Raw genomic sequence first — 19,093 nt, 5'->3', positions numbered from 1 at the left:
GGAGGCCTTCACGGAACCTACGACTGTCAAGCCGTCGGTGGTTGGTCCACCTTCGTGAGCTTGCCCGCCGCCGTGCGGTCCAGTAGCCAGAGCGTCCGTCGGTGTCCTCGGGCGCCCGCCACCGGGAGCTGGACTTCGCCCGCTCCCGACAGTGCCAGCGCTACCGCGTCGGCCTTGGCTTCGCCCGCTGTCATCAGCCAGACCTCCTGGGCCCGGCGGATCGCCGGCAGGGTCAGGGAAACGCGCGTCGGCGGGGGCTTGGGGCAGTTGCGCACCGCCACCACCGAACGCTCCTTCTCGTACACCGCCGGGGACTCCGGGAACACCGATGCGGTGTGCCCCTCGCCGCCCAGGCCGAGCAGCATGATGTCGAACGAGGGGATGTCGCCGTCGTCCGGGCCGGCGTTGTCCGCCAGCACCCGCGCGTACGCCGCCGCTGCGGCGTCCGGGTCGTCGCCGAACTCGCCGTCCGACGCGGCGACCGCGTGGATCCGCTTCGGGTCCAGCGGAACGTGGTCGAGCAGGGCCTCGCGGGCCTGCTTCTCGTTCCGCTCGTCCGAATCGGCCGGGACGAACCGCTCGTCGCCCCAGTAGATGTCCAGGCGCGACCAGTCGATCGCGTCGCGCGCGCTCGAGTTCCGCAGCTCGGTCAGCACCGCGATGCCGGTGCCACCGCCGGTGAGCACCAGCGACGCCGAACCCTTGGCCGCCTGGACGTCCACGAGCCGCGTGACCAGCCGGGCCGCCGCGGCGGCGGCCAGCAGGTCCTGGTTCGCGTGGACGACGACCTCGGTCTTGCTCATGAAGCGCTCTTCTTGCCGTCGGCACCCGCCTTGGCCGGAGCCGGAGCGGAAGCCTTAGCCGGCGCGGGCGCAGCGGAAGCAGCAGCGCCCGCCGCGGCCGGCGAGGTGACGTCCGCCTTGGCCGGCGTGCCCGTCTTGCCGTTCGTGCCGGACGTGATCTTGCCCAGGCCGTGCAGTGCCGCCTCGTAGACCTCGTCCGGGTCGAGCCGCCGCAGCTCCTCGACCAGGCAGTCCTGCGTGCTGCGCCGCTGCAGGGCGATCCGCCGGGTCGGCTGGCCCGGCTGGGTCAGCGTGCCGACGCGGCCGTCCGGCCGGTGCAGCTCCACCGCGCCCGAACGCCGCTCCAGGGTGACCGAGATGATCCCGGCCGCCCCCGAGCTCTTGACCCGCTTGACCGGCACCTTCAGGTACTCGGCCAGCCACGCGGCCAGCAGCTCGGTCGACGGCGACTCGGCCTCACCGGTCACCGTCGCGGCGGTGATCTTCTCGTACGGCGGCAGGTCCAGCGCGGAGACGAGCTGGGCGCGCCAGTGCGTCAGCCGCGTCCAGGCCAGGTCCGTGTCGCCCGCGGTGTACGCCTTCGCCCGCGTGGTCAGCGCCTTGACGGGGCTCTTCTCCGCGGCCGAGTCGGTGATCCGGCGCTGGGCCAGCTCGCCGAGCGGGTCCTTGTCCGGGTCCTTCGGGCCGGCGCCGGGCCACCAGCAGACGATCGGCGCGTCCGGCAGCAGCAGCGGGACGACCGCGCTCTGGCCCTGGGAGGCCAGCGGGCCGTAGAGCCGCAGCACGATGACCTCGCTCGCGCCGGCGTCCCCGCCGACGCGGATCTGGCCGTCGATGCGCGGCGACGCGGTGCGCGCGCCCTTGGCGACCACGATCACCCGCGACGGGTGCTCGCGGCTCGCGCCGTTGGCCGCTTCGATCGCCGCTTCGAGGTGGCTGTCGTCGTCGGCCACGATGACCAGCGTGAGCACCCGGCCGAGCGCTACTTGCCCGCCTTGTTCGCGGATCTCCACCAGCTTCTTGTTGAGCAGCGAAGTCGTGGTGGACGGCAGGTCGATGATCACGGGCGCCTCCATTTCCGGCCGGTGCGCTCCAGCATTTCGTCGGCGGACGGCGGGCCCCAGGTGCCCGGCGGGTACTGCTCCGGCGCGCCTTCCTTGGCCCAGTGCTCGATGACCGGGTCGAGGATCTTCCAGGAGAGCTCGACCTCTTCGTTGACCGGGAACAGCGACGGCTCGCCGAGCAGGACATCGAGGATCAGGCGCTCGTAGGCCTCGGGGGAGGACTCGGTGAACGCGTGCCCGTACCCGAAGTCCATGGTGACGTCGCGGACCTCCATCGTGGTCCCCGGCACCTTCGAGCCGAACCGCAGCGTGATGCCCTCGTCCGGCTGCACCCGGATGACCAGGGCGTTCTGCCCCAGCTCCTCGGTCGAGGTCGAATCGAACGGCAGGTGCGGCGCCCGCTTGAACACCACGGCGATCTCGGTGACGCGGCGGCCGAGCCGCTTGCCGGTGCGCAGGTAGAACGGCACCCCGGCCCAGCGACGGCTCTGCACTTCGAGGGTCACCGCGGCGAAGGTCTCGGTCTTCGAGTCCTTGGCGAAGCCCTCTTCCTGCAGCAGGCCGGGCACCTTCGTGCCACCCTGCCAGCCGCCCGCGTACTGGCCGCGCGCGGTGGTCTTGCCCAGCGGCCCGATCGGGTGCGTGCCCGACAGGACCTTGATCTTCTCCGCGCGCAGGGCCCGCGGGTCGAACGACAGCGGCTCCTCCATCGCGGTGAAGGCGAGCAGCTGCAGCAGGTGGTTCTGGATGACGTCGCGAGCGGCGCCGATCCCGTCGTAGTACCCCGCGCGGCCGCCGAGGCCGATGTCCTCGGCCATGGTGATCTGCACGTGGTCGACGTAGTTGGCGTTCCAGATCGGCTCGAACAGCTGGTTCGCGAAGCGCAGCGCCAGGATGTTCTGGACCGTCTCCTTGCCGAGGTAGTGGTCGATGCGGAACACCGACTCCTCGGGGAAGACGTCGTTGACGATCGCGTTGAGCTCTTCGGCGCTCTTCAGGTCGTGGCCGAACGGCTTCTCGATGACGACGCGGCGCCAGGTGTTCTCGTCCGCGTTGGCCAGCCCGGAGCGGGCCAGCTGCTTGGTCACCACCGGGAACGCGCCGGGCGGGATCGACAGGTAGAACGCCGTGTTGCCGCCGGTGCCGCGTTCCTTGTCGAGGTCCTTGACCGTCTGCGCGAGCCGGTCGAAGGCGTCGTCGTCGTCGAAGGTGCCCTGCACGAACCGGATGCCCTCGGCGAGCCGGTTCCAGACCGACTCCTTGAACGGCGTGCGCGCGTGCGCCTTGACCGAGTCGTGCACCAGCTCGCCGAAGTCCTGGTGCTCCCAGTCTCGGCGGGCGAACCCGACGAGCGAGAAGCCGGCGGGCAGCAGCCCGCGGTTGGCCAGGTCGTAGATGGCGGGCATCAGCTTCTTGCGGGCCAGGTCGCCGGTGACCCCGAAGATCACCAGGCTGGACGGCCCGGCGATGCGCGGGAGCCGCTTGTCCCGCTCGTCCCGCAGCGGGTTGCTCCAGGTCATGCTTCCCCCTCCTGAACCGCGACCTCCTGCACCGCGCGGACAACGGCCGCGAGGCCCGCGGCGCGGTCGGTCAGGTGCAGGCGCAGCACCGGGCGGCCGTGCTCGGCGAGCACCTGCCCGTCGCCCAGCGCCTGGGCGTGCTGTAGCTGCCCCAAGGTGTAGGGCCGGTCCGGCACGTCGAGGTCCCGCTCCACCGCACCGGTGAGCTGCAGGAAGACGCCGTTCTGGTGGCCGCCCTTGTGGTACTGCCCGGTGGAGTGCAGGAACCGGGGCCCCCAGCCGAACGTCGTCTGCAGCCCGGTGCTCTTCGCGATCTCGCCGCGCAGCAGCTCCGTCGACGCGTCGTCGAGGCGGTCCAGGTAGGCCTGCACCGCGACGTAGCCGGCTTCCGGCGCCGAAGCGAAGAACGCGCGGAGCACGTCGACGAGCTTCCCGTCGGTCGAAACGCCTTCGCTACCGAAGACCTCGACCGGTCCGTCCACAGTAGACGCCGTCTCGCCGCCCTTGAGCTTCTCCGGGTCGTCCAGCAGCGCGCGCGTCGCCTTCTTCGCGGTCTCGACGTCGGGCTGGTCGAACGGGTTGATCCCGAGCAGCCGGCCGGCCAGCGCCGTGGCGGTCTCCCAGAGCAGGAGCTGCGCGCCGAGCGAGCCGGTGACGGCGATCTTCGCCGCGCCCTTCGGGCTGCCGATGGCGACCGGGGTGGCGTCGGACTTCGCGTCGGCGAAGCCGGCGGCCTCCGAGCCCTCGACCGCGACCGGCAGCAAACCGGTGCCCTGCTTGCCCGTGGACTCGGCGATCAGCTGCTCCGCCCAGTCGGGAAAGCCCTTGATCCCGGAGCCGGTGTCGGCCAGCACGACCTTCTCGGCGCCCTGCTCGTGCGCGGCGGCCCACGCGGCGGCCAGCTTGACCGCCGGGTTGCCGACCGAGTCCGCGGCCAGCTCCTCGGCCACCGAGGCGGCCTGGTCGAGCAGCCGGGCGACGTCCGCGCCGGCCAGCCCGGCCGGGACGAGCCCGAACGCGGTCAGCGCGGAGTAGCGGCCGCCGACGTGCGGGTCGGCGAGGAAGGTCTTGCGGTAACCCTCCTTTTCGGACAGTGCCTGGAACGGCGAGCCCGGGTCGGTGACGACCACGATCCGCCGGCCCGCGTCGATCCCCGCGTCGGTGAACGCCTTCGCGAAGATCCGCCGGTGGCTGTCGGTCTCGACGGTGCCGCCCGACTTCGACGACACCACGATCACCGTGCGCTCGAGGTCGCCGGCGAGCGCGTCGGCGACCTGGCCCGGGTCGGTGGTGTCGAGCACGGTCAGCGCGACGTCGTCGGTCCCGGTGATCAGCTCCGGCGCGAGCGACGAGCCGCCCATGCCGGCGAGCACCACGCGGTCGACGCCCTCGGACCGCAGTTCGGTGCGCAGCGCCTCGATCTCGCCGATCAGCGGCCGGGACGACTTGTGCAGCGTCGTCCACGACAGCCGGATCGACGCTTCGGATTCGGCGTCCGGTCCCCAGAGCGTGGCGTCCTTCGCGGCCAGCTTCGACGCGGCCTGGTCGGCGACCAGCCGCTCAGCCAGCGGCGTGGCGCGCTCCGCCAGTTCGGCGTCCACGATCTCGACGCCGGTCTTTTCCCCTGTCGTCATGTCGTGCTTCAGCCCTTCGCCTTTTCGAGCTGGCCGTTGACGGTGTCGAGCAGTTCCGTCCAGGACTTCTCGAACTTCTCGACGCCTTCGTTCTCCAGCACCAGGAACACGTCGGTGATGTCGATGCCGACGGCTTCGAGCTGGTCGAAGACCTGCTGCGCGTCCTTGCCGTGACCGCTGACCCGGTCGCCCTGGAGGTCGGCGTGCTCGGCGACGGCGTCGAGGGTCTTCTCCGGCATCGTGTTGACGGTGTCCTTCACGACGAGGTCGTCGACGTAGAGGGTGGGGGAGTAGTCCGGGTTCTTGACCCCGGTCGACGCCCACAGCGGGCGCTGCGCGTGCGCGCCGTCGGCCGCGAGGGCCTTCCAGCGATCCGTCGCGAACAGCTCCTCGAACGCGACGTAGGCGAGCCGGGCGTTGGCGACGGCCGCTTTGCCGCGCAGGGCCTTGGCCTCGTCGGTGCCGATCGCGTCGAGCCGCTTGTCGATCTCGGTGTCCACCCGGGACACGAAGAACGACGCCACCGAGTGGATGCCGCGCAGATCGTGGCCGTTGGCCTTCGCCTGCTCGAGACCGGCGAAGTAGGCCTCGATGACCTTCTTGTAGCGTTCGACGGAGAAGATCAGCGTGACGTTGACGCTGATGCCCTCGGCGAGCGTGGCGGTGATCGCCGGCAGGCCCTCTTCGGTGGCCGGGATCTTGATCAGCACGTTCGGCCGGTCGACGGTCTTCCACAGGTCCTGCGCCTCGGCCACCGTCTTGTCGGAGTCCTTGGCCAGGCGCGGGTCCACCTCGATCGAGACGCGGCCGTCGACGCCGTTCGTCGCGGCGTAGATGTCGCGGAACAGGTCCGCGGCGTTGCGCACGTCGGTCGTCGTCAGGTCCCGGATGGTCGCCTCGACGTCGGCGCCCTGGGCGGCGAGTTCCTTCGTCCGCTCGTCGTAGGCGTCACCCTTCGACATCGCGCCGGCGAAGATCGTCGGGTTGGTCGTCACGCCCACGACGTGCTTGTCGCGGATCAGCGCGGCCAGGTTGCCGGTGTTCAGCCGTTCGCGCGAGAGGTCGTCCAGCCAGATCGAAACGCCGGCCTCGGACAGCTGCGCGAGCTTGTCGTTGCTCATCTGTGTCCCTTCAGTTCTTGGTGTTGGCGATCGAGCGGCGGGCCGCCTCGACGACTGCTTCCGTGGTGAACCCGAACTCACGGAACAGTGTGGCGGCATCGGCGGAGGCGCCGAAGTCCTCGATCGAAACGTTCACCCCGGCGTCACCGGTGAAGCGGTGCCACGACTGGGCGATGCCCGCCTCGACGGACACGCGGGCCTTCACCCCGGCCGGGATGACGGAGTCGCGGTAGGCCGCGTCCTGCTCGTCGAACCACTCGACGCACGGCATCGAGACGACCCGCGCCTTGACGCCGTCGGCCTCGAGGACCTTCTTCGCCTCGACGGCCAGTTGGACCTCGGAGCCGGTGCCGATCAGGATCACGTCCGGGGTGCCGTCCGAGTCCGCCAGGACGTAACCGCCCTTGGCGACGCCTTCGGCGCTGGTGCCCTCGAGCACCGGCACGTTCTGGCGGGTGAGCGCCAGGCCGGACGGGTGGTGGATGTCCTCCAGCACGGCCTTCCACGCGTACGCGGTCTCGTTGGCGTCCGCCGGGCGGACGACGTTGAGGCCCGGGATCGCGCGCAGCGCGGAGAGCTGCTCGACCGGCTGGTGCGTCGGGCCGTCCTCGCCGAGGCCGATCGAGTCGTGCGTCCACACGTAGGTGACCGGCGCCTTCATCAGCGCGGCCAGCCGGACCGGCGGGCGCATGTAGTCGGAGAAGATGAGGAACGTCGCGCCGTACGGGCGGGTGCCGCCGTGCAGCGCGATCCCGTTGAGGATCGAGCCCATGGCGTGCTCGCGGATGCCGAAGTGCAGCGTCCGGCCGTACGGGCTGGTCTTCCACATGTCCGTGGAAGCCTTCTCCGGGCCGAACGAGTCGGCGCCCTTCATCGTGGTGTTGTTGCTCTCGGCGAGGTCCGCGGACCCGCCCCACAGCTCCGGCAGCGGCTCGGCGAGCGCGTTGAGCACCTCACCGGAGGCCTTGCGGGTGGCGACGCCCTTGGCGTCCGGCTCCCACTTCGGCAGGTTGTCGGCGAAGCCCTCGGGCAGCGTGCGGGTGGCCATCCGGTCGCCCAGCTTCTTGCGCTCCGGGTTGGCTTTGCCCCACGCCTCGTACTTCTCCTGCCACTCGGCGTGCGCGGTCTTGCCGCGCTCGAGCGCCTGGCGGGTGTGCTTGATGACGTCGTCCTCGACCTGGAACGACTGCTCCGGGTCGAAGCCCAGGATCTTCTTGACCTCGGCGACCTCTTCGGCGCCCAGCGCGGCGCCGTGCGCCTTGCCGGTGCCCATCTTCTTCGGCGCCGGGTAACCGATGACGGTCCGCACCGCGATGAACGACGGGCGTCCGGTTTCGGCCTGGGCGTTCTTGATGGCCTCTTCGAGCGCGACGACGTCTTCGCCGCCTTCGACGAACTGGGTGTGCCAGCCGTAGGCCTCGTACCGCGCGACCGTGTCCTCCGAGAGGGCGATGTTCGTGTCGTCCTCGATGGAGATCTTGTTGTCGTCCCAGAACAGGATCAGGTTGCCCAGTTCCTGGCGGCCCGCGATGGACGACGCCTCGGCGGTGACGCCCTCTTCGATGTCGCCGTCGGAAGCGATGGCGTAGATGAAGTGGTCGAAGATGCTCTCGCCGGGAGCGGCGTCCGGGTCCAGCAGGCCGCGCTCGCGGCGGGCGGCCATCGCCATGCCCACGGCGTTCGCCAGGCCCTGCCCCAGCGGGCCGGTGGTGGTCTCGACGCCGTCGGTGTGGCGGTACTCCGGGTGACCCGGGGTCTTGGAGCCCCACTTGCGCAGCTGCTTGAGGTCCTCGAGCTCGAGGCCGTAGCCGGCGAGGTACAGCTGGATGTAGAGCGTCAGGCTGCTGTGCCCGGCCGACAGCACGAACCGGTCGCGGCCCGGCCAGTGCTGGTCGTTCGGGTCGTGCCGCAGCGTGCGCTGGAACAGCGTGTAGGCCAGCGGGGCGAGGCTCATCGCGGTGCCGGGGTGGCCGCTGCCACAGTTCTCCACCGCGTCCGCGGCGAGCACCCGGACGGTGTCCACGGCGCGGGTGTCGGTGTCGGTCCAGTCGGCGGGCACGTTACGCCGGAGTAGGGGGTTGTTCTCGCTGGTAGGGGCCGTATCGGACACTGAACTCCAACTCCCGGTCATGATGATTGCGGCTGGTCTTCCTCGTTCCGGTTACCCGTGCGCGGGGTCATCTATCTCAATCGATCCCGAAGGGACGATATTCCTGCTCGCGACCCTGCGCAGGGGCAATCGCGGCCCGACCCGGCCAGCCTAGTGCTTGGACCCGTTCCAGACCCGCGATCACCCACGGGATTCACCACGTCTAACATCGTTCGAGGGTTCAGCCCGGCGGTTTCAGCGGCACCACACGCCTCCGGCATCGGGCCCGCCCCGAACCTGACACAGGGAGTGAAATGTCGTTGGTGAACGCTGCGCACGGACGCAGTGAGGACACCAGCGCCGTGCACCCGACCGGTGAACGACCGCACGGTGGCCGGCGAAGCATCCGCCAGGTCGTCGGCGCCTACGCCGCGCTGGCGAAGCCGCGGGTGATCGAGCTCCTCCTGGTGACCACGATCCCGGCGATGTTCCTCGCCGGCCGGCAGATCCCCTCGCCGTGGCTGGTCCTCGCCACGCTGGTCGGCGGGACGATGGCCGCGGGCAGCGCGAACGCGCTCAACTGCGTGATCGACGCCGACATCGACAAGGTGATGAACCGCACGAAGCGGCGTCCGCTGGTGAAGGACTCCGTCCCGCGGCGCGGTGCGCTGGTCTTCGGCCTGGTGATGGGCGTCGCCTCGGCCGTGGTGCTCTACTTCACGGTCAACCTGCTGTCGGCGATCCTCGCGATCGCGACGATCCTCTTCTACATCTTCGTCTACACGCTCGGCTTGAAGCGCCGCACGTCGCAGAACGTCGTCTGGGGCGGCGCGGCCGGCTGCATGCCGGTGGTCATCGGCTGGGCGGCCGTGACCGGCACGGTGCAGTGGCCGGCGTTCGTGATGTTCGGCGTCATCTTCTTCTGGACCCCGCCGCACACCTGGGCGCTGGGCATGAAGTACCGCGACGACTACGAGCGCGCGGGTGTCCCGATGCTCCCGGTCGTGGCCACCGCCCAGCACGTCGCCAAGCAGATCGTCATCTACTCGTGGGTGATGGTGGCCTGGACGCTGCTGCTGCTCCCGGTGACGTCGTGGCTGTACGGCACGTTCGCGATCTTCGCGGGCGGCTGGTTCCTCTTCTACGCGCACAGCCTCCAGGCCGCGGTCCGCCGCGGCGAGGAGACGAAGCCGATGGCGCTGTTCCACCGCTCGAACACGTACCTGATGATCGTGTTCGTGGCGCTGGCCGTCGACTCGGCCATCGGCCTGCCGACGCTCGGCCTCCCCTTCTGATCTTGTTGAGGCGCGCAGGCGTCGCGCTGGTCGTGATCGTCCTGTTCGCGGCGTTGCTCTACATCGGCGGCCGCAAGGTGTCGCTGGACCAGAACACGCTGCTGGGCACCGGCTGCTCGATCCCTTCGCACATCACGGCGGTCTCGTCGGCGCCGGACGTGGCTCCCGGTGGCGGCGGAATCCGCGTCGCCGAGACGTCGTCGTCCGGCACTGTGCTGGAGAACACGAGCACCCAGGTCGCGTACCGGATCCCGGTCGGGCCCGTGGTGGTGCCGCTGCTCACCCCGGGAGCCCGCATCGGCGTGGCCGCGGCCGGCGCTGTCGGCCCGGTCACCTGGCTGTCGCCGGAGTCCCTGGGCGGCTTCACACCGGTGACGGCCACGGTCGTGGCGGGCGGCGTCCGGTACCACTCGGCGAACTGCCGGGCGCTGACCAGCCGGGGCGCGGCGGTGCTGCACCGCGACGCTGCCGGTCGGATCGTGGGTGCGGAACGGCTGCCTGCCGATCGAGTGTCGTGTGCGCCGGGGGACCGGGAGCTGCCGTTCTCCCTCGGGGCGGGTGTCGAGGTCTACCCCTACTGCGACCTCGGATGAGCGGAAACCGTGTGCTGGCGGTACTCGGCGTTGTCGTCGTCCTCGCCGCCATCGTCGTCTCGGCCGGGGGCAAGTTGCCCTGGGCCGGCGGATCCGCCTCGGGCGACAGCTGTGACATCCCCGACCGGGCCCCTCGAGCACACCGGCGTCGACGCCGGGCGGGATCAAGGTCGTCGAGCAGGGATTCAGCCAAGGGCCGTCCGGTCTGGTCAGTCTCGGGGCCGTCGTGGAGAACACCTCTGCCGAGGTCGCGCGCCGGATTCCGGTGCGGTTCCGGTCGTTCGACGCCGCGCGCCATGAGCTTCCCGAACTCACGACCGGCGAACTGAGCGTCGAGGTTCCCCTGCTCCTGCCCGGTCAGCGGATCGGCGCCGGAACGGGTGCCTACCGGCGGGAAGCCCCCGTGGCCGGAGCCGAGACCGTCGTGGGCCCGAACGCCTGGCTGCCGCACGCCGCCGTGGGCAGCCTCGGGCCGGTCGGCGCCACCTACCTCCGGACTCTGCGCTTCTATCCGGACAACCCGGTCAGCGTCGATGTCCATTACCGCGAGACGTCCACGAACTGCCGGGCACTGACCAGCCGCGACACCGCCGTGGTCTTCCGTGATCGCACCGGCCGGATCGTCGGGGGCGACCAGGGCACGGCCGATCTGCCGATCGTCTTCCGCGACGTCCACGGCAACGACCTCGGCAGCGAGTGGCGGTTCCCAGCGAGTCCGTCCTGTTCGCCAGGGGAGCGGGAGACCTGGGTCGTCCCGCCCGTCGGCGCTCCCGCCACCGCCGATGACTCCCGCACCGAGGTCTACCCCTACTGCGACCTTCCCGGCGCCTGACCTCATGCCGGAATGATCCCGCCGTGGTCACCGTTAAACTTGGCTGGCCCTTTCCTTGAGGCGAAAGCAGGATGCTCTTGTCCGTCTCGCCGGACGACACACACGCCGCCGAGCTCGCTCGTGAGCAGGCGTACGTCACCACCCTCTACACCAAGCTCGACGCCGAACGCGTCGACGCCCAGCGGCGCCTCGACGAGACGCTGCGGCTGACCGGCGGCACCCCGCAGGCCCGCACCGAACGCGACGTCGCGACCACCCTCTACACCGACCGGCTCGCCCAGCTCGGCTCCGTCGAGCAGGGCCTCGCCTTCGGGCGGCTCGACTTCGTGCCCGGCAGCACCGAGGAGACCACCTACATCGGCCGCCTCGGGCTGTTCGACGAGGACGACGACTACCAGCCGCTGCTGGTCGACTGGCGCGCGCCCGTCGCGCGGCCCTTCTACCTCGCTACTGCCGCGTCACCCGACGGGGTACGCCGGCGGCGGCACCTGCGGTCGCTGACCCGCAAGGTCACCGGCTTCGACGACGAGATCCTCGACCTCGCCGCCGCCGACCAGGGGCAGGACCTCGGGCTCGCCGGCGAAGCCGCGCTGCTCGCCGCGCTGGAGCAGCGCCGCACGGGTGAGATGAGCGACATCGTCGCGACCATCCAGGCCGAGCAGGACCGGATCATCCGCGCGCCGCTCGGCGGGGTCATGGTCGTGCAGGGCGGGCCGGGCACCGGCAAGACCGCCGTCGCGCTGCACCGCGCCGCCTATCTGCTCTACACCCACCGCCAGCAGCTCACGACCCGCGGCGTGCTCGTCGTCGGGCCGAACAGCACGTTCCTGCGCTACATCGGCCAGGTGCTGCCGTCGCTGGGCGAGACGGGTGTGCTGCTCGCCACCGTCGGCCAGCTCTACCCGGGCCTGGACGCCGACGGCGCCGAGCGGCGCGAGACCGCGGAGGTCAAGGGCCGGCTGGTCCTGGCCGACGTCCTCGCCACCGCCGTCCGCGACCGCCAGCGCGTGCCCGACCCGGTGCTGGAGATCGAGTACGAGCACGAGCACGACGTCCTCAAACTCGACCGCAAGACCTGCACCGAGGCCCGGACCCGCGCCCGGCGGTCGCGGCGCCCGCACAACCCGGCGCGGCGCCTGTTCGTCTCCGACGTCCTCGACGCCCTGACCCGCCAGGCCTCGCGGAAGCTGGGGGAGGACCTCCTGGACGGTCAGGACCTGCAGGACATCCGCGCCGAGCTGGCCGCGGACGAGCACATCGCCGCCGCGCTGAACGAGCTGTGGCCCGTGCTGACCCCGGAAGGCGTGCTCGACGACCTGTTCGCCGACCGCGAACGCCTCGACAGCGCCGCCCGGAAGCACCTGTCCGACGCGGACCGCGCGCTGCTGGAGAGCAGCCGCGACGCGAAATGGACGCCCGCCGACGTCCCGCTGCTCGACGAGCTGGCCGAGCTGATCGGCGTCGACGACACCGAGGCCCGCGTCGAGCGCAAACGCCGTGAGCGCGAGGACCGCGCGTACGCCGAGGGCGTGCTCGACATCCTCGAACAGGACGAAGAGATCATCGACGAGGAACTGCTGCGCGTCTCGGACGTCCTGGACGCCGAGCTGTTCGCCGAACGCCAGGTGGAGCGCAGCGAGCTGACCGCGGCCCAGCGCGCCGCGGCGGACCGGACCTGGACGTTCGGGCACGTCATCGTCGACGAGGCCCAGGAGCTGTCCGCGATGGACTGGCGGCTGCTCATGCGGCGCTCGCCGAACCGCTCGATGACCCTCGTGGGTGACGTCGCCCAGACCGGCGCCGCCGGTGGCGCGCGGTCGTGGGGCGAGGTGCTCTCGCCGTACGTCGAGGACCGGTGGCGGCTCGAGCAGCTGACCGTCAACTACCGCACGCCCGCCGAGATCATGGCGGTCGCGGCGCGCGTGCTGGCCGAGGTCGACGCAGGCCTGGCGGCGCCGTCGTCGGTGCGCGAGAGCGGCATCCCGCCGTGGTCGGTGGAGTCGGCGGACCTCGCGGCGGAGCTGCCCGGTCTGGTGGCCGCGGAGTTGTCCGCAGTGGACGGTGGCACGGTCGCGGTGCTGGTGCCCGCGGCCCGGTTCGACGAGGTCTCCGCTGTGCTCGGCGCCTTCGACGAACGGCTGAGCGTGCTGACGGTCGAGCGGTCCAAGGGCCTGGAGTTCGACGCGGTGGTGCTGGTCGCGCCGGACGAGGTCGTCGCGGGTTCGCCGCGCGGGCTCAACGACCTGTACGTGGCCCTGACGCGGGCGACCCGGCGGCTCGGCGTGGTCCGGACCGGTGACGAAGTACCGGCACTCTCCGTGCTTGGCTAGTCTCCCGGGCATGCAGAAAATCGGGAAGATCGTGGTCGTCGCCGCGGCGGCGGCGCTGTCGCTGGCCGCGTGCGGCCAGGACGCCAAGACCCAGACGGCCGCACCGGCGGGGCCGCCCGTCCCATCGTCGTCGGCCGCGCAGGCGCCCCAGAGCAAGGGCCGCGAGTGCACCGCCGACGACGTCAAGTCGACGGGCAAGTTCGGCGAAGCGCCGACGATCACCATCCCCGACGACTGCGACCCGCCGAAGAAGCTGATCACGAAGGACCTGTCCGATGGCACCGGCAACGGCGCGAAGGCCGGCCAGGACCTGAAGATGAACTACACGCTGGTGACCTGGTCGAACAAGCAGAAGCTGGACAGCTCGTTCGACCGCGGCGAGCCGTTCGACCTGCAGCTGGGTGCGGGCCAGGTGATCCCGGGCTGGGACCAGGGCCTGATCGGCATCAAGCAGGGCGCTCGCCGGCTGCTGATCATCCCGCCGGACCTCGGCTACGGCCAGGGCGGCCAGGGCATCCAGCCGAACGAGACCCTGGTCTTCGTCACGGATGCGGTCTCGGTCCCGGCCTCTTAGTCCCGGGTCCGTGGAGACTCATCGCGGTCGCGTGCGCGAATGGCACGTCGACGACGGCTGGGGGGTCGTCGAAGCACCGGGCTTCGACGACCCCGTCTGGGTGCACTTCTCGATGGTCGACCCCGGCAGCCGCGGGGTCGGTCCGGGTGGGTTCCGGCAGCTGACCGTGGGCGCCGAGGTCGAGTTCACCGTCGAGCGCGCCGAGCAGGACGGGTTCCACTGGCGCGCCGTCTGGATCAGGGAATGAGCAGCAGCTTGCCCGTCGTCCGGCGGCCCTGAAGGTCTTCGTGGGCGCGGCGTGCGTCGGCGAGCGGGTACGTGCCGCCGATGCGGATGTCCAGGTCGCCCGCCAGGACCGCGTCGAACAGCTCCTTCGCGCGCCAGTCCAGCTCCTCGCGGGTGCGGGCGTAGTGGACCGACGTCGGGCGGGTCAGGTAGAGCGAGCCGCCCGCGTTGAGGCGCTGCGGGTCGAACGCCGGCACGGGGCCGCTCGCCGCGCCGAACAGCGCCAGCAGGCCGCGGATCTTCAGGCTCGCCAGGCTCGCGTCGAAGGTGTCCTTGCCGACGCCGTCGTACACGACGTCGACGCCTTCGCCGTCGGTCAGCTCGCGGACCGCCTTGGCGAAGTCCTCGCGGTCGTAGCGGATCACCTCGTCGGCGCCCGCGCCGCGCGCCAGCTCGGCCTTCTCGTCGGTCGACACCGTGCCGAAGACCCGGGCGCCGCGGGCCTTCGCCAGCTGCACCAGCAGCAGGCCGACGCCGCCGGCGGCCGCGTGCACCAGCACGTCGTGGCCCGGCTTGACCTCGAACGTCGACGCGACCAGGTAGTGCGCCGTGACGCCCTGCAGCATGGTCGCCGCGGCCGTCTCGAGCGAAACGCCCTCGGGCACCTTCACCGCGATCGACGCCGGGAGGACCTTGCGCGCCGCGTAGCTGCCCAGCGAGCCCTGCCAGGCCACGCGGTCGCCGACCGCGAACCCGGCGACGTCCGGGCCGACCTCGGCGACCGTGCCCGCGCCCTCCAGGCCCGGCACGAACGGCAGCTCCATCTTGTAGACGCCCTGGCGCTGGTAGGTGTCGATGTAGTTCACCCCGGCCGCGGCGACGTCCACCAGCAGTTCACCGGCCTGCGGGGCCGCGACGTCCACTTCGGCCGGTTCGAGCACTTCCGGGCCACCGGTCTTCGTCACCTGCACTGCGGTGGGCATGCGTCCTCCTCGGGAGTCGGGCTTCTACCGGGCACAACTATGGCCGACGCCACGCTGTTCCGCGTTCCGGTCCCTGGTTGGTTATGGTTCGGGACGTGGCTGATTCGGATTCGGAAGAAACGGTTGCGCCCACGTCGGCCCAGCTGACCGCGGCGCGCAAGTTCGTGAAGGCGCACGGCAAGCCGTCCCGCGCGGTCGTGGAGAACATCGGCCGCGTCGGCGCCCGGGTCGTGCTCGTCGGGGCCGACGGCGCGCTCGGCGACGTCGTCGTGCCGGCCGTCGCGACCGGCGAGGCGCTGGTCGAGGCCGTCGAGGACCTCGAAGCCGCTTCGTGGGACGCGGAGACGGTGAAGGCCACCAAGATCGGTGCCGCGCACCGTCGCAAGATGGCCGGCAAGTGAGCCGCACCGCGATCCTCGTCGGCTGCGTGGACCTGCCCGAGGGTGACGGCGACGAGCACGCCGTCCCGGCGGCGCTGACCGAGCTGGGCTTCGACGTCTCCTGGGCGGCCTGGGACGACTCCCGCGTCGACTTCGCCGCCGCCGACGCCGTGATCCTGCGCGCCACCTGGGACTACGCGCCCCGCCGCGCCGAGTTCCTCGACTGGTGCGAGTCCGTGCCGGCGCTGTACAACCCGGCGGCCGTGGCGCGCTGGAACACCGACAAGTCGTACCTGGCGGAGCTGCTGGACGCGGGCGTGGCGGTGGTCCCGACCACCCTGGTGGAGCCGGGCGAGCCGGCGAAGTTCCCAAGTCGGCGTACGTGGTCAAGCCGTCGGTCGGCGCGGGTTCCCGCGGCGCGGCCCGCTTCGACGCCGGAGCGGACGCCTCTTCTCACGTGGCTTCCTTGCACGCTGACGGGCACACGGCCATGATCCAGCCGTACCAGTCCAGTGTGGACACCGAAGGCGAACTGGCCCTGGTCTACTTCGGCGGCATCTACTCCCACGCCTTCGCCAAGGGCGCGATGCTCGGGTCCACAATGGACGCTTCGGGTCTGTACCTGACGGAGCAGCTGGCGAAGGCCGAGCCACCCGCCGACGCGGTCGCCCTGGCGGAGGACGTCCTGGACGCGGCTTCGGCGCTGCTGGGCATCCTCCGCGCGGAGCTGCTGTACGCCCGGGTGGACCTGATCCGCGGCGCGGACGGCAAGCCGTTGCTGCTGGAGCTGGAGCTGACGGAGCCCTCGCTGGGCTTCCGCCAGACGGACCCGGCCGCGGCGATGCGGTTCGCCTCGGCGGTGCGGCAGCAGCTGGCCTAGTCACCGAACAACCTGCACGGCGGCCAGCACAAGTGCGACGACGGCCCCGATCACGGTGACGGCGATCGATCCGGATACCAGGTAGAGTCCGCCGACCCCGGTAAGGCCGACTTTGATCACTTTGCGCAGGCCCCCGGAATCGTCATGGCGAGGCGAGGGTCGACGGCTCTCTTCATCGCTCACTGTACTACCCCTCTCTATGGTGTACTAGTACGCTCCGGCCTTCAGAGTGCTCCGAGAGAGCCGGGACCGGAAATGATCTTTGGTGGTGCGGAGATGTTTCTGTTTGTTGGATCAGTGGGTTTCTCTCTTTGTCGCTGTTCGGGTTTTCCGCAAGTTGTCGATCTTTGTTCAGCCCTGGTCGAGGCGGAGGAGACATCGTGAGGGTGCAACTGGATCAGGAGAGTCTGGGGAAGTCCCCCGAAAAGGCCGCGCTGGGATCACTGGCCAGACGGAAAGACGATGATTTGCTGGGAGCTCTCCGGCGCGCGATCGAATCTTCGTCGAGCGGTTCCGGTGCCGTGCTCGGCTGCCTCGTTGAACCGACCGCTTCAGTGCCAGCGGCCTCGCCTGAGGTGCGCGCTCTGGCGATCTGGGGCCTCATTGTCGACGAGATCGGCAAGTTGAGCTCGGTGGTGGAGCGGCGTGAGCATTTCACCTTGCTGGCCGCATTCCGGCTTCCGCCGTTGCCGGACGGCAGCGTGAACTGGGCGCCGACCCTCCAGGACCGGTTTCGTCAGCTGGCCAAGGTGCGTGGCCTGTTCGGAAGCAGGGAGCCTTTGTCGGACACACCGATGAACAGAGCCTGGGCCAGTGCGCTCGGGATGCTCTGCACCGCCGTGGCGCGCAAGCTCGCGCATCTTGAAGGGGAAGCCTGGTTGCCCTACGTGGAGGCGGGGCGATCAGCCACGGTAGGAGCCTTGCCCACAATCGGGAGCTCGGAGGGGGGCCGTGCTCCATCGGAGGGCGCACAGCCGGTATTCGTGGAGCGGATGATCGTCACGGTCGTGATGCATCGGCGCACGGCGTTGCGTCGCTTCACCAAGCGAGTCATTGTGGCGCGGCAGGATGGTCTTGACGGTTATGACGTGCACGCAGTGACCGGTTGGTCCGGAAATCTCATCGAAATTCCCGTCAAGGCCCTGTGGAACTGTCGTCTCGTCGCCTCACCCGGCGCATACCCGGGCGCTCCTCTTCTAGCCAGACTGCGGTTCCGGCGAAAATTGCGGATGAACGAGTCCTACAGCTTCATCTCGGAGGCCGTTGACATGCGACCTGATGAAGAGCGGCGGTGGATTGGCGTGGACATCGACCACCATGGTGTGTCTAGGGGGAGGTTTGAGAACGGCAAACCCGTTGCCGGGCTGACGATCCGCGTGAACTTCGACGAGGAATGCCTGCCTGAAGCCTGCTGGTGGTACGCGGAGCAGCTCGAGGTGGAGAAACTGCGTCGGCCGCCAACGGGAGATCCGCGCCTGCTCGACGTCGGCGATGGGTTCGTACAGCACACTTTCGAGGGCTACTGCCATCCGCGGGAGGAGTACGGGATCGCCTTCAGATGGCCCCGAAACTGAATGGAGCGAAGCCGCAGCTGCCCGATGCGGCTTTCCCCTTCCCTGGAGACATGGCGTTGGATCAGTTGCCGGTGTTGCCGCCGCCTTCTCCGCCGCCACCGCCACGATTGTGGTGGTGTCGGTGTTCCACGAGTCTGTCTCCCTTGTGAATTTATCAATTAGAGCATGACGCTCCGCGAGCGGAGACTACCGTGCGTGTTTGCGGAAGTGTGCAGTGGGTCGACGTTCAGGCCGCGCGCTTCGCGGCCAGCCGGTCCATCCGCGGCCACCGCACGTCGGTCGCCCAGCCCAGCCGCTCGAAGCCCCAGATCATCCGGGCCGACACGTCCACCTGACCCCGCAGCACCCCGTGCCGCGCGCACGTCGGGTCGGCGTGGTGGGAGTTGTGCCAGGACTCGCCCATCGACAGGATCGCCAGCGGCCAGAAGTTCGCGGCCTTGTCGCGGCTGGCGAACGGGCGCTCGCCGATCAGGTGGCAGATCGAGTTCACCGACCACGACACGTGGTGCAGGAACGCGATGCGGACCAGGCCGGCCCAGAAGAACGCCGTCACCGCGCCCCACCACGACCAGGTCAGCAGACCGCCGAGGGCCGCGGGGAGGGCGAGGCTGAGCGTGATCCACAGCCAGAAGAAACGGTTGACGACGCGCAGGTCCGCGTCCGCCACCAGGTCCGGGGCGAAGCGGTCGGCGTTGGTCACCTCGCGGCCGAACATCCAGCCCATGTGCGCGTGCCAGAACCCGCGCAGCAGCGCCGACGGCGACGTGCCGAACAGCCACGGCGAGTGCGGGTCGCCCTCTCGGTCGGCGAAGGCGTGGTGACGGCGGTGGCTCGCGACCCAGAAGATCACCGAACCCTGTACCGCCATGCTGCCCGCGACGGCCAGCACGATCCGCAGCGGCCGGTTCGCCTTGAACGCGCCGTGCGTGAAGTAGCGGTGGAAGCCGACGGTCACGCCCAGCGTCGCGAAGACGTAGAACACCGCGGCGAGGATCAGGTCGATCCAGGTCATGCCCCAGCCCCACACCAGCGGCACGGCCACGAGCAGTGCCGCGAACGGCACCAGCAGGAAAGTCTTGAGCACGATCATCTCGCCGGTGCCGCGGCTGTGGGAGATGAGTGGCTTGGGCGCGGAGCGCGTCGTCATGGCGCGAACCGTAGCCTGCCCGAGTTACAGCGGCGTGGCCGACTGTTGC

The 19,093-nt window shown here is 70.3% G+C and carries 17 protein-coding genes and 1 pseudogene; 9 read left to right on the top strand and 9 right to left on the bottom strand.

Features of this window, described 5'->3' with window-relative positions; translation table 11 throughout:
- Nucleotides 1-26 precede the first annotated feature (26 nt).
- The 6 genes from pgl to tkt are packed head-to-tail and all read right to left on the bottom strand — an operon-like array spanning nt 27 to nt 8,252.
- The gene (pgl, locus tag ACLJQZ_RS05140) at nt 27-803 is read right to left on the bottom strand and encodes a 6-phosphogluconolactonase (RefSeq protein WP_410618892.1); all 777 of its coding nucleotides are present in this window, start codon (nt 801-803) and stop codon (nt 27-29) included.
- Nucleotides 800-1,867: a glucose-6-phosphate dehydrogenase assembly protein OpcA gene (gene opcA, locus ACLJQZ_RS05135; RefSeq protein ID WP_410618891.1), complete on the bottom strand. Its 1,068-nt coding sequence runs from the start codon at nt 1,865-1,867 to the stop codon at nt 800-802. Before opcA ends, pgl begins: the two co-directional genes overlap by 4 nt.
- A complete protein-coding gene (zwf, locus tag ACLJQZ_RS05130) occupies nt 1,864-3,387 on the bottom strand; it encodes a glucose-6-phosphate dehydrogenase (RefSeq protein ID WP_247049191.1) in 1,524 nt (507 codons plus the stop codon). The genes opcA and zwf overlap by 4 nt, the downstream gene beginning before the upstream one ends.
- The gene (locus ACLJQZ_RS05125; RefSeq protein ID WP_410618889.1) at nt 3,384-5,021 is read right to left on the bottom strand and encodes a glucose-6-phosphate isomerase; all 1,638 of its coding nucleotides are present in this window, start codon (nt 5,019-5,021) and stop codon (nt 3,384-3,386) included. The genes zwf and ACLJQZ_RS05125 overlap by 4 nt, the downstream gene beginning before the upstream one ends.
- An 8-nt stretch (nt 5,022-5,029) precedes the next feature.
- Complete coding sequence (tal, locus tag ACLJQZ_RS05120) at nt 5,030-6,142, bottom strand: transaldolase (RefSeq protein WP_410618888.1); 1,113 nt, start codon at nt 6,140-6,142, stop codon at nt 5,030-5,032.
- Between the two features lie 10 nt (nt 6,143-6,152).
- The gene (gene tkt, locus ACLJQZ_RS05115; protein ID WP_410618886.1) at nt 6,153-8,252 is read right to left on the bottom strand and encodes a transketolase; all 2,100 of its coding nucleotides are present in this window, start codon (nt 8,250-8,252) and stop codon (nt 6,153-6,155) included.
- Nucleotides 8,253-8,545: 293 nt separating this feature from the next.
- Here tkt and ACLJQZ_RS05110 point away from each other — a divergent pair, with 293 nt between their 5' ends.
- From ACLJQZ_RS05110 to ACLJQZ_RS05085, 6 genes are all read left to right on the top strand, one after another.
- Complete coding sequence (locus ACLJQZ_RS05110) at nt 8,546-9,526, top strand: heme o synthase (protein WP_410618885.1); 981 nt, start codon at nt 8,546-8,548, stop codon at nt 9,524-9,526.
- A 2-nt stretch (nt 9,527-9,528) separates the two neighbouring features.
- Nucleotides 9,529-10,119: a hypothetical protein gene (locus tag ACLJQZ_RS05105; RefSeq protein ID WP_410618883.1), complete on the top strand. Its 591-nt coding sequence runs from the start codon at nt 9,529-9,531 to the stop codon at nt 10,117-10,119.
- A gap of 226 nt (nt 10,120-10,345) precedes the next feature.
- A complete protein-coding gene (locus tag ACLJQZ_RS05100; protein ID WP_410618881.1) occupies nt 10,346-10,951 on the top strand; it encodes a hypothetical protein in 606 nt (201 codons plus the stop codon).
- 71 nt (nt 10,952-11,022) lie between these two features.
- On the top strand, nt 11,023-13,281 hold the full coding sequence (locus ACLJQZ_RS05095; protein WP_410618879.1) for a HelD family protein: 2,259 nt from the start codon (nt 11,023-11,025) through the stop codon (nt 13,279-13,281).
- Between the two features lie 10 nt (nt 13,282-13,291).
- Nucleotides 13,292-13,855: an FKBP-type peptidyl-prolyl cis-trans isomerase gene (locus tag ACLJQZ_RS05090; protein ID WP_410618877.1), complete on the top strand. Its 564-nt coding sequence runs from the start codon at nt 13,292-13,294 to the stop codon at nt 13,853-13,855.
- Between the two features lie 31 nt (nt 13,856-13,886).
- Complete coding sequence (locus ACLJQZ_RS05085; RefSeq protein ID WP_410618875.1) at nt 13,887-14,102, top strand: cold shock domain-containing protein; 216 nt, start codon at nt 13,887-13,889, stop codon at nt 14,100-14,102.
- On the opposite strand, the gene ACLJQZ_RS05080 is transcribed toward ACLJQZ_RS05085, so the two are convergent.
- Nucleotides 14,092-15,063 carry a quinone oxidoreductase family protein gene (locus tag ACLJQZ_RS05080; RefSeq protein ID WP_410618873.1) on the bottom strand — a complete coding sequence of 324 codons (972 nt, stop codon included), beginning with the start codon at nt 15,061-15,063 and terminating at the stop codon, nt 14,092-14,094. The two genes, ACLJQZ_RS05085 and ACLJQZ_RS05080, sit on opposite strands and share 11 nt — an antisense overlap.
- 95 nt (nt 15,064-15,158) lie before the next feature.
- Here ACLJQZ_RS05080 and ACLJQZ_RS05075 point away from each other — a divergent pair, with 95 nt between their 5' ends.
- Nucleotides 15,159-15,464 carry a hypothetical protein gene (locus ACLJQZ_RS05075; RefSeq protein ID WP_410618872.1) on the top strand — a complete coding sequence of 102 codons (306 nt, stop codon included), beginning with the start codon at nt 15,159-15,161 and terminating at the stop codon, nt 15,462-15,464.
- Nucleotides 15,461-16,323, top strand: a pseudogene (locus ACLJQZ_RS05070) (RimK family alpha-L-glutamate ligase). Before ACLJQZ_RS05075 ends, ACLJQZ_RS05070 begins: the two are co-directional and overlap by 4 nt.
- Here ACLJQZ_RS05070 and ACLJQZ_RS05065 read toward each other — a convergent pair.
- Nucleotides 16,324-16,506: a hypothetical protein gene (locus ACLJQZ_RS05065; protein WP_410618871.1), complete on the bottom strand. Its 183-nt coding sequence runs from the start codon at nt 16,504-16,506 to the stop codon at nt 16,324-16,326.
- Nucleotides 16,507-16,703: 197 nt separating this feature from the next.
- On the opposite strand from ACLJQZ_RS05065, the gene ACLJQZ_RS05060 reads away from it, so the two are divergent.
- Nucleotides 16,704-17,897: a hypothetical protein gene (locus ACLJQZ_RS05060; RefSeq protein ID WP_410618870.1), complete on the top strand. Its 1,194-nt coding sequence runs from the start codon at nt 16,704-16,706 to the stop codon at nt 17,895-17,897.
- A 226-nt stretch (nt 17,898-18,123) separates the two neighbouring features.
- On the opposite strand, the gene ACLJQZ_RS05055 is transcribed toward ACLJQZ_RS05060, so the two are convergent.
- Entirely contained in the window at nt 18,124-19,044 is a 921-nt protein-coding gene (locus ACLJQZ_RS05055; protein WP_410618869.1) for an acyl-CoA desaturase, read from the bottom strand.
- Nucleotides 19,045-19,093 lie beyond the last annotated feature (49 nt).

The organism is Amycolatopsis sp. cmx-8-4, assembly GCF_046548675.1.
Lineage (GTDB): Bacteria > Actinomycetota > Actinomycetes > Mycobacteriales > Pseudonocardiaceae > Amycolatopsis.
This window is presented reverse-complemented; position numbering and strand designations above follow the sequence as displayed.

Bases quoted from the DNA above. Each gene is read 5' to 3' on its own strand.
- pgl (WP_410618892.1), bottom strand. From the start codon at position 803: ATGAGCAAGACCGAGGTCGTCGTCCACGCGAACCAGGACCTGCTGGCC.
- zwf (WP_247049191.1), bottom strand. From the start codon at position 3,387: ATGACCTGGAGCAACCCGCTGCGGGACGAGCGGGACAAGCGGCTCCCG.
- ACLJQZ_RS05125 (WP_410618889.1), bottom strand. From the start codon at position 5,021: ATGACGACAGGGGAAAAGACCGGCGTCGAGATCGTGGACGCCGAACTG.
- tal (WP_410618888.1), bottom strand. From the start codon at position 6,142: ATGAGCAACGACAAGCTCGCGCAGCTGTCCGAGGCCGGCGTTTCGATC.
- ACLJQZ_RS05110 (WP_410618885.1), top strand. From the start codon at position 8,546: ATGTCGTTGGTGAACGCTGCGCACGGACGCAGTGAGGACACCAGCGCC.
- ACLJQZ_RS05095 (WP_410618879.1), top strand. From the start codon at position 11,023: ATGCTCTTGTCCGTCTCGCCGGACGACACACACGCCGCCGAGCTCGCT.
- ACLJQZ_RS05090 (WP_410618877.1), top strand. From the start codon at position 13,292: ATGCAGAAAATCGGGAAGATCGTGGTCGTCGCCGCGGCGGCGGCGCTG.
- ACLJQZ_RS05080 (WP_410618873.1), bottom strand. From the start codon at position 15,063: ATGCCCACCGCAGTGCAGGTGACGAAGACCGGTGGCCCGGAAGTGCTC.
- ACLJQZ_RS05055 (WP_410618869.1), bottom strand. From the start codon at position 19,044: ATGACGACGCGCTCCGCGCCCAAGCCACTCATCTCCCACAGCCGCGGC.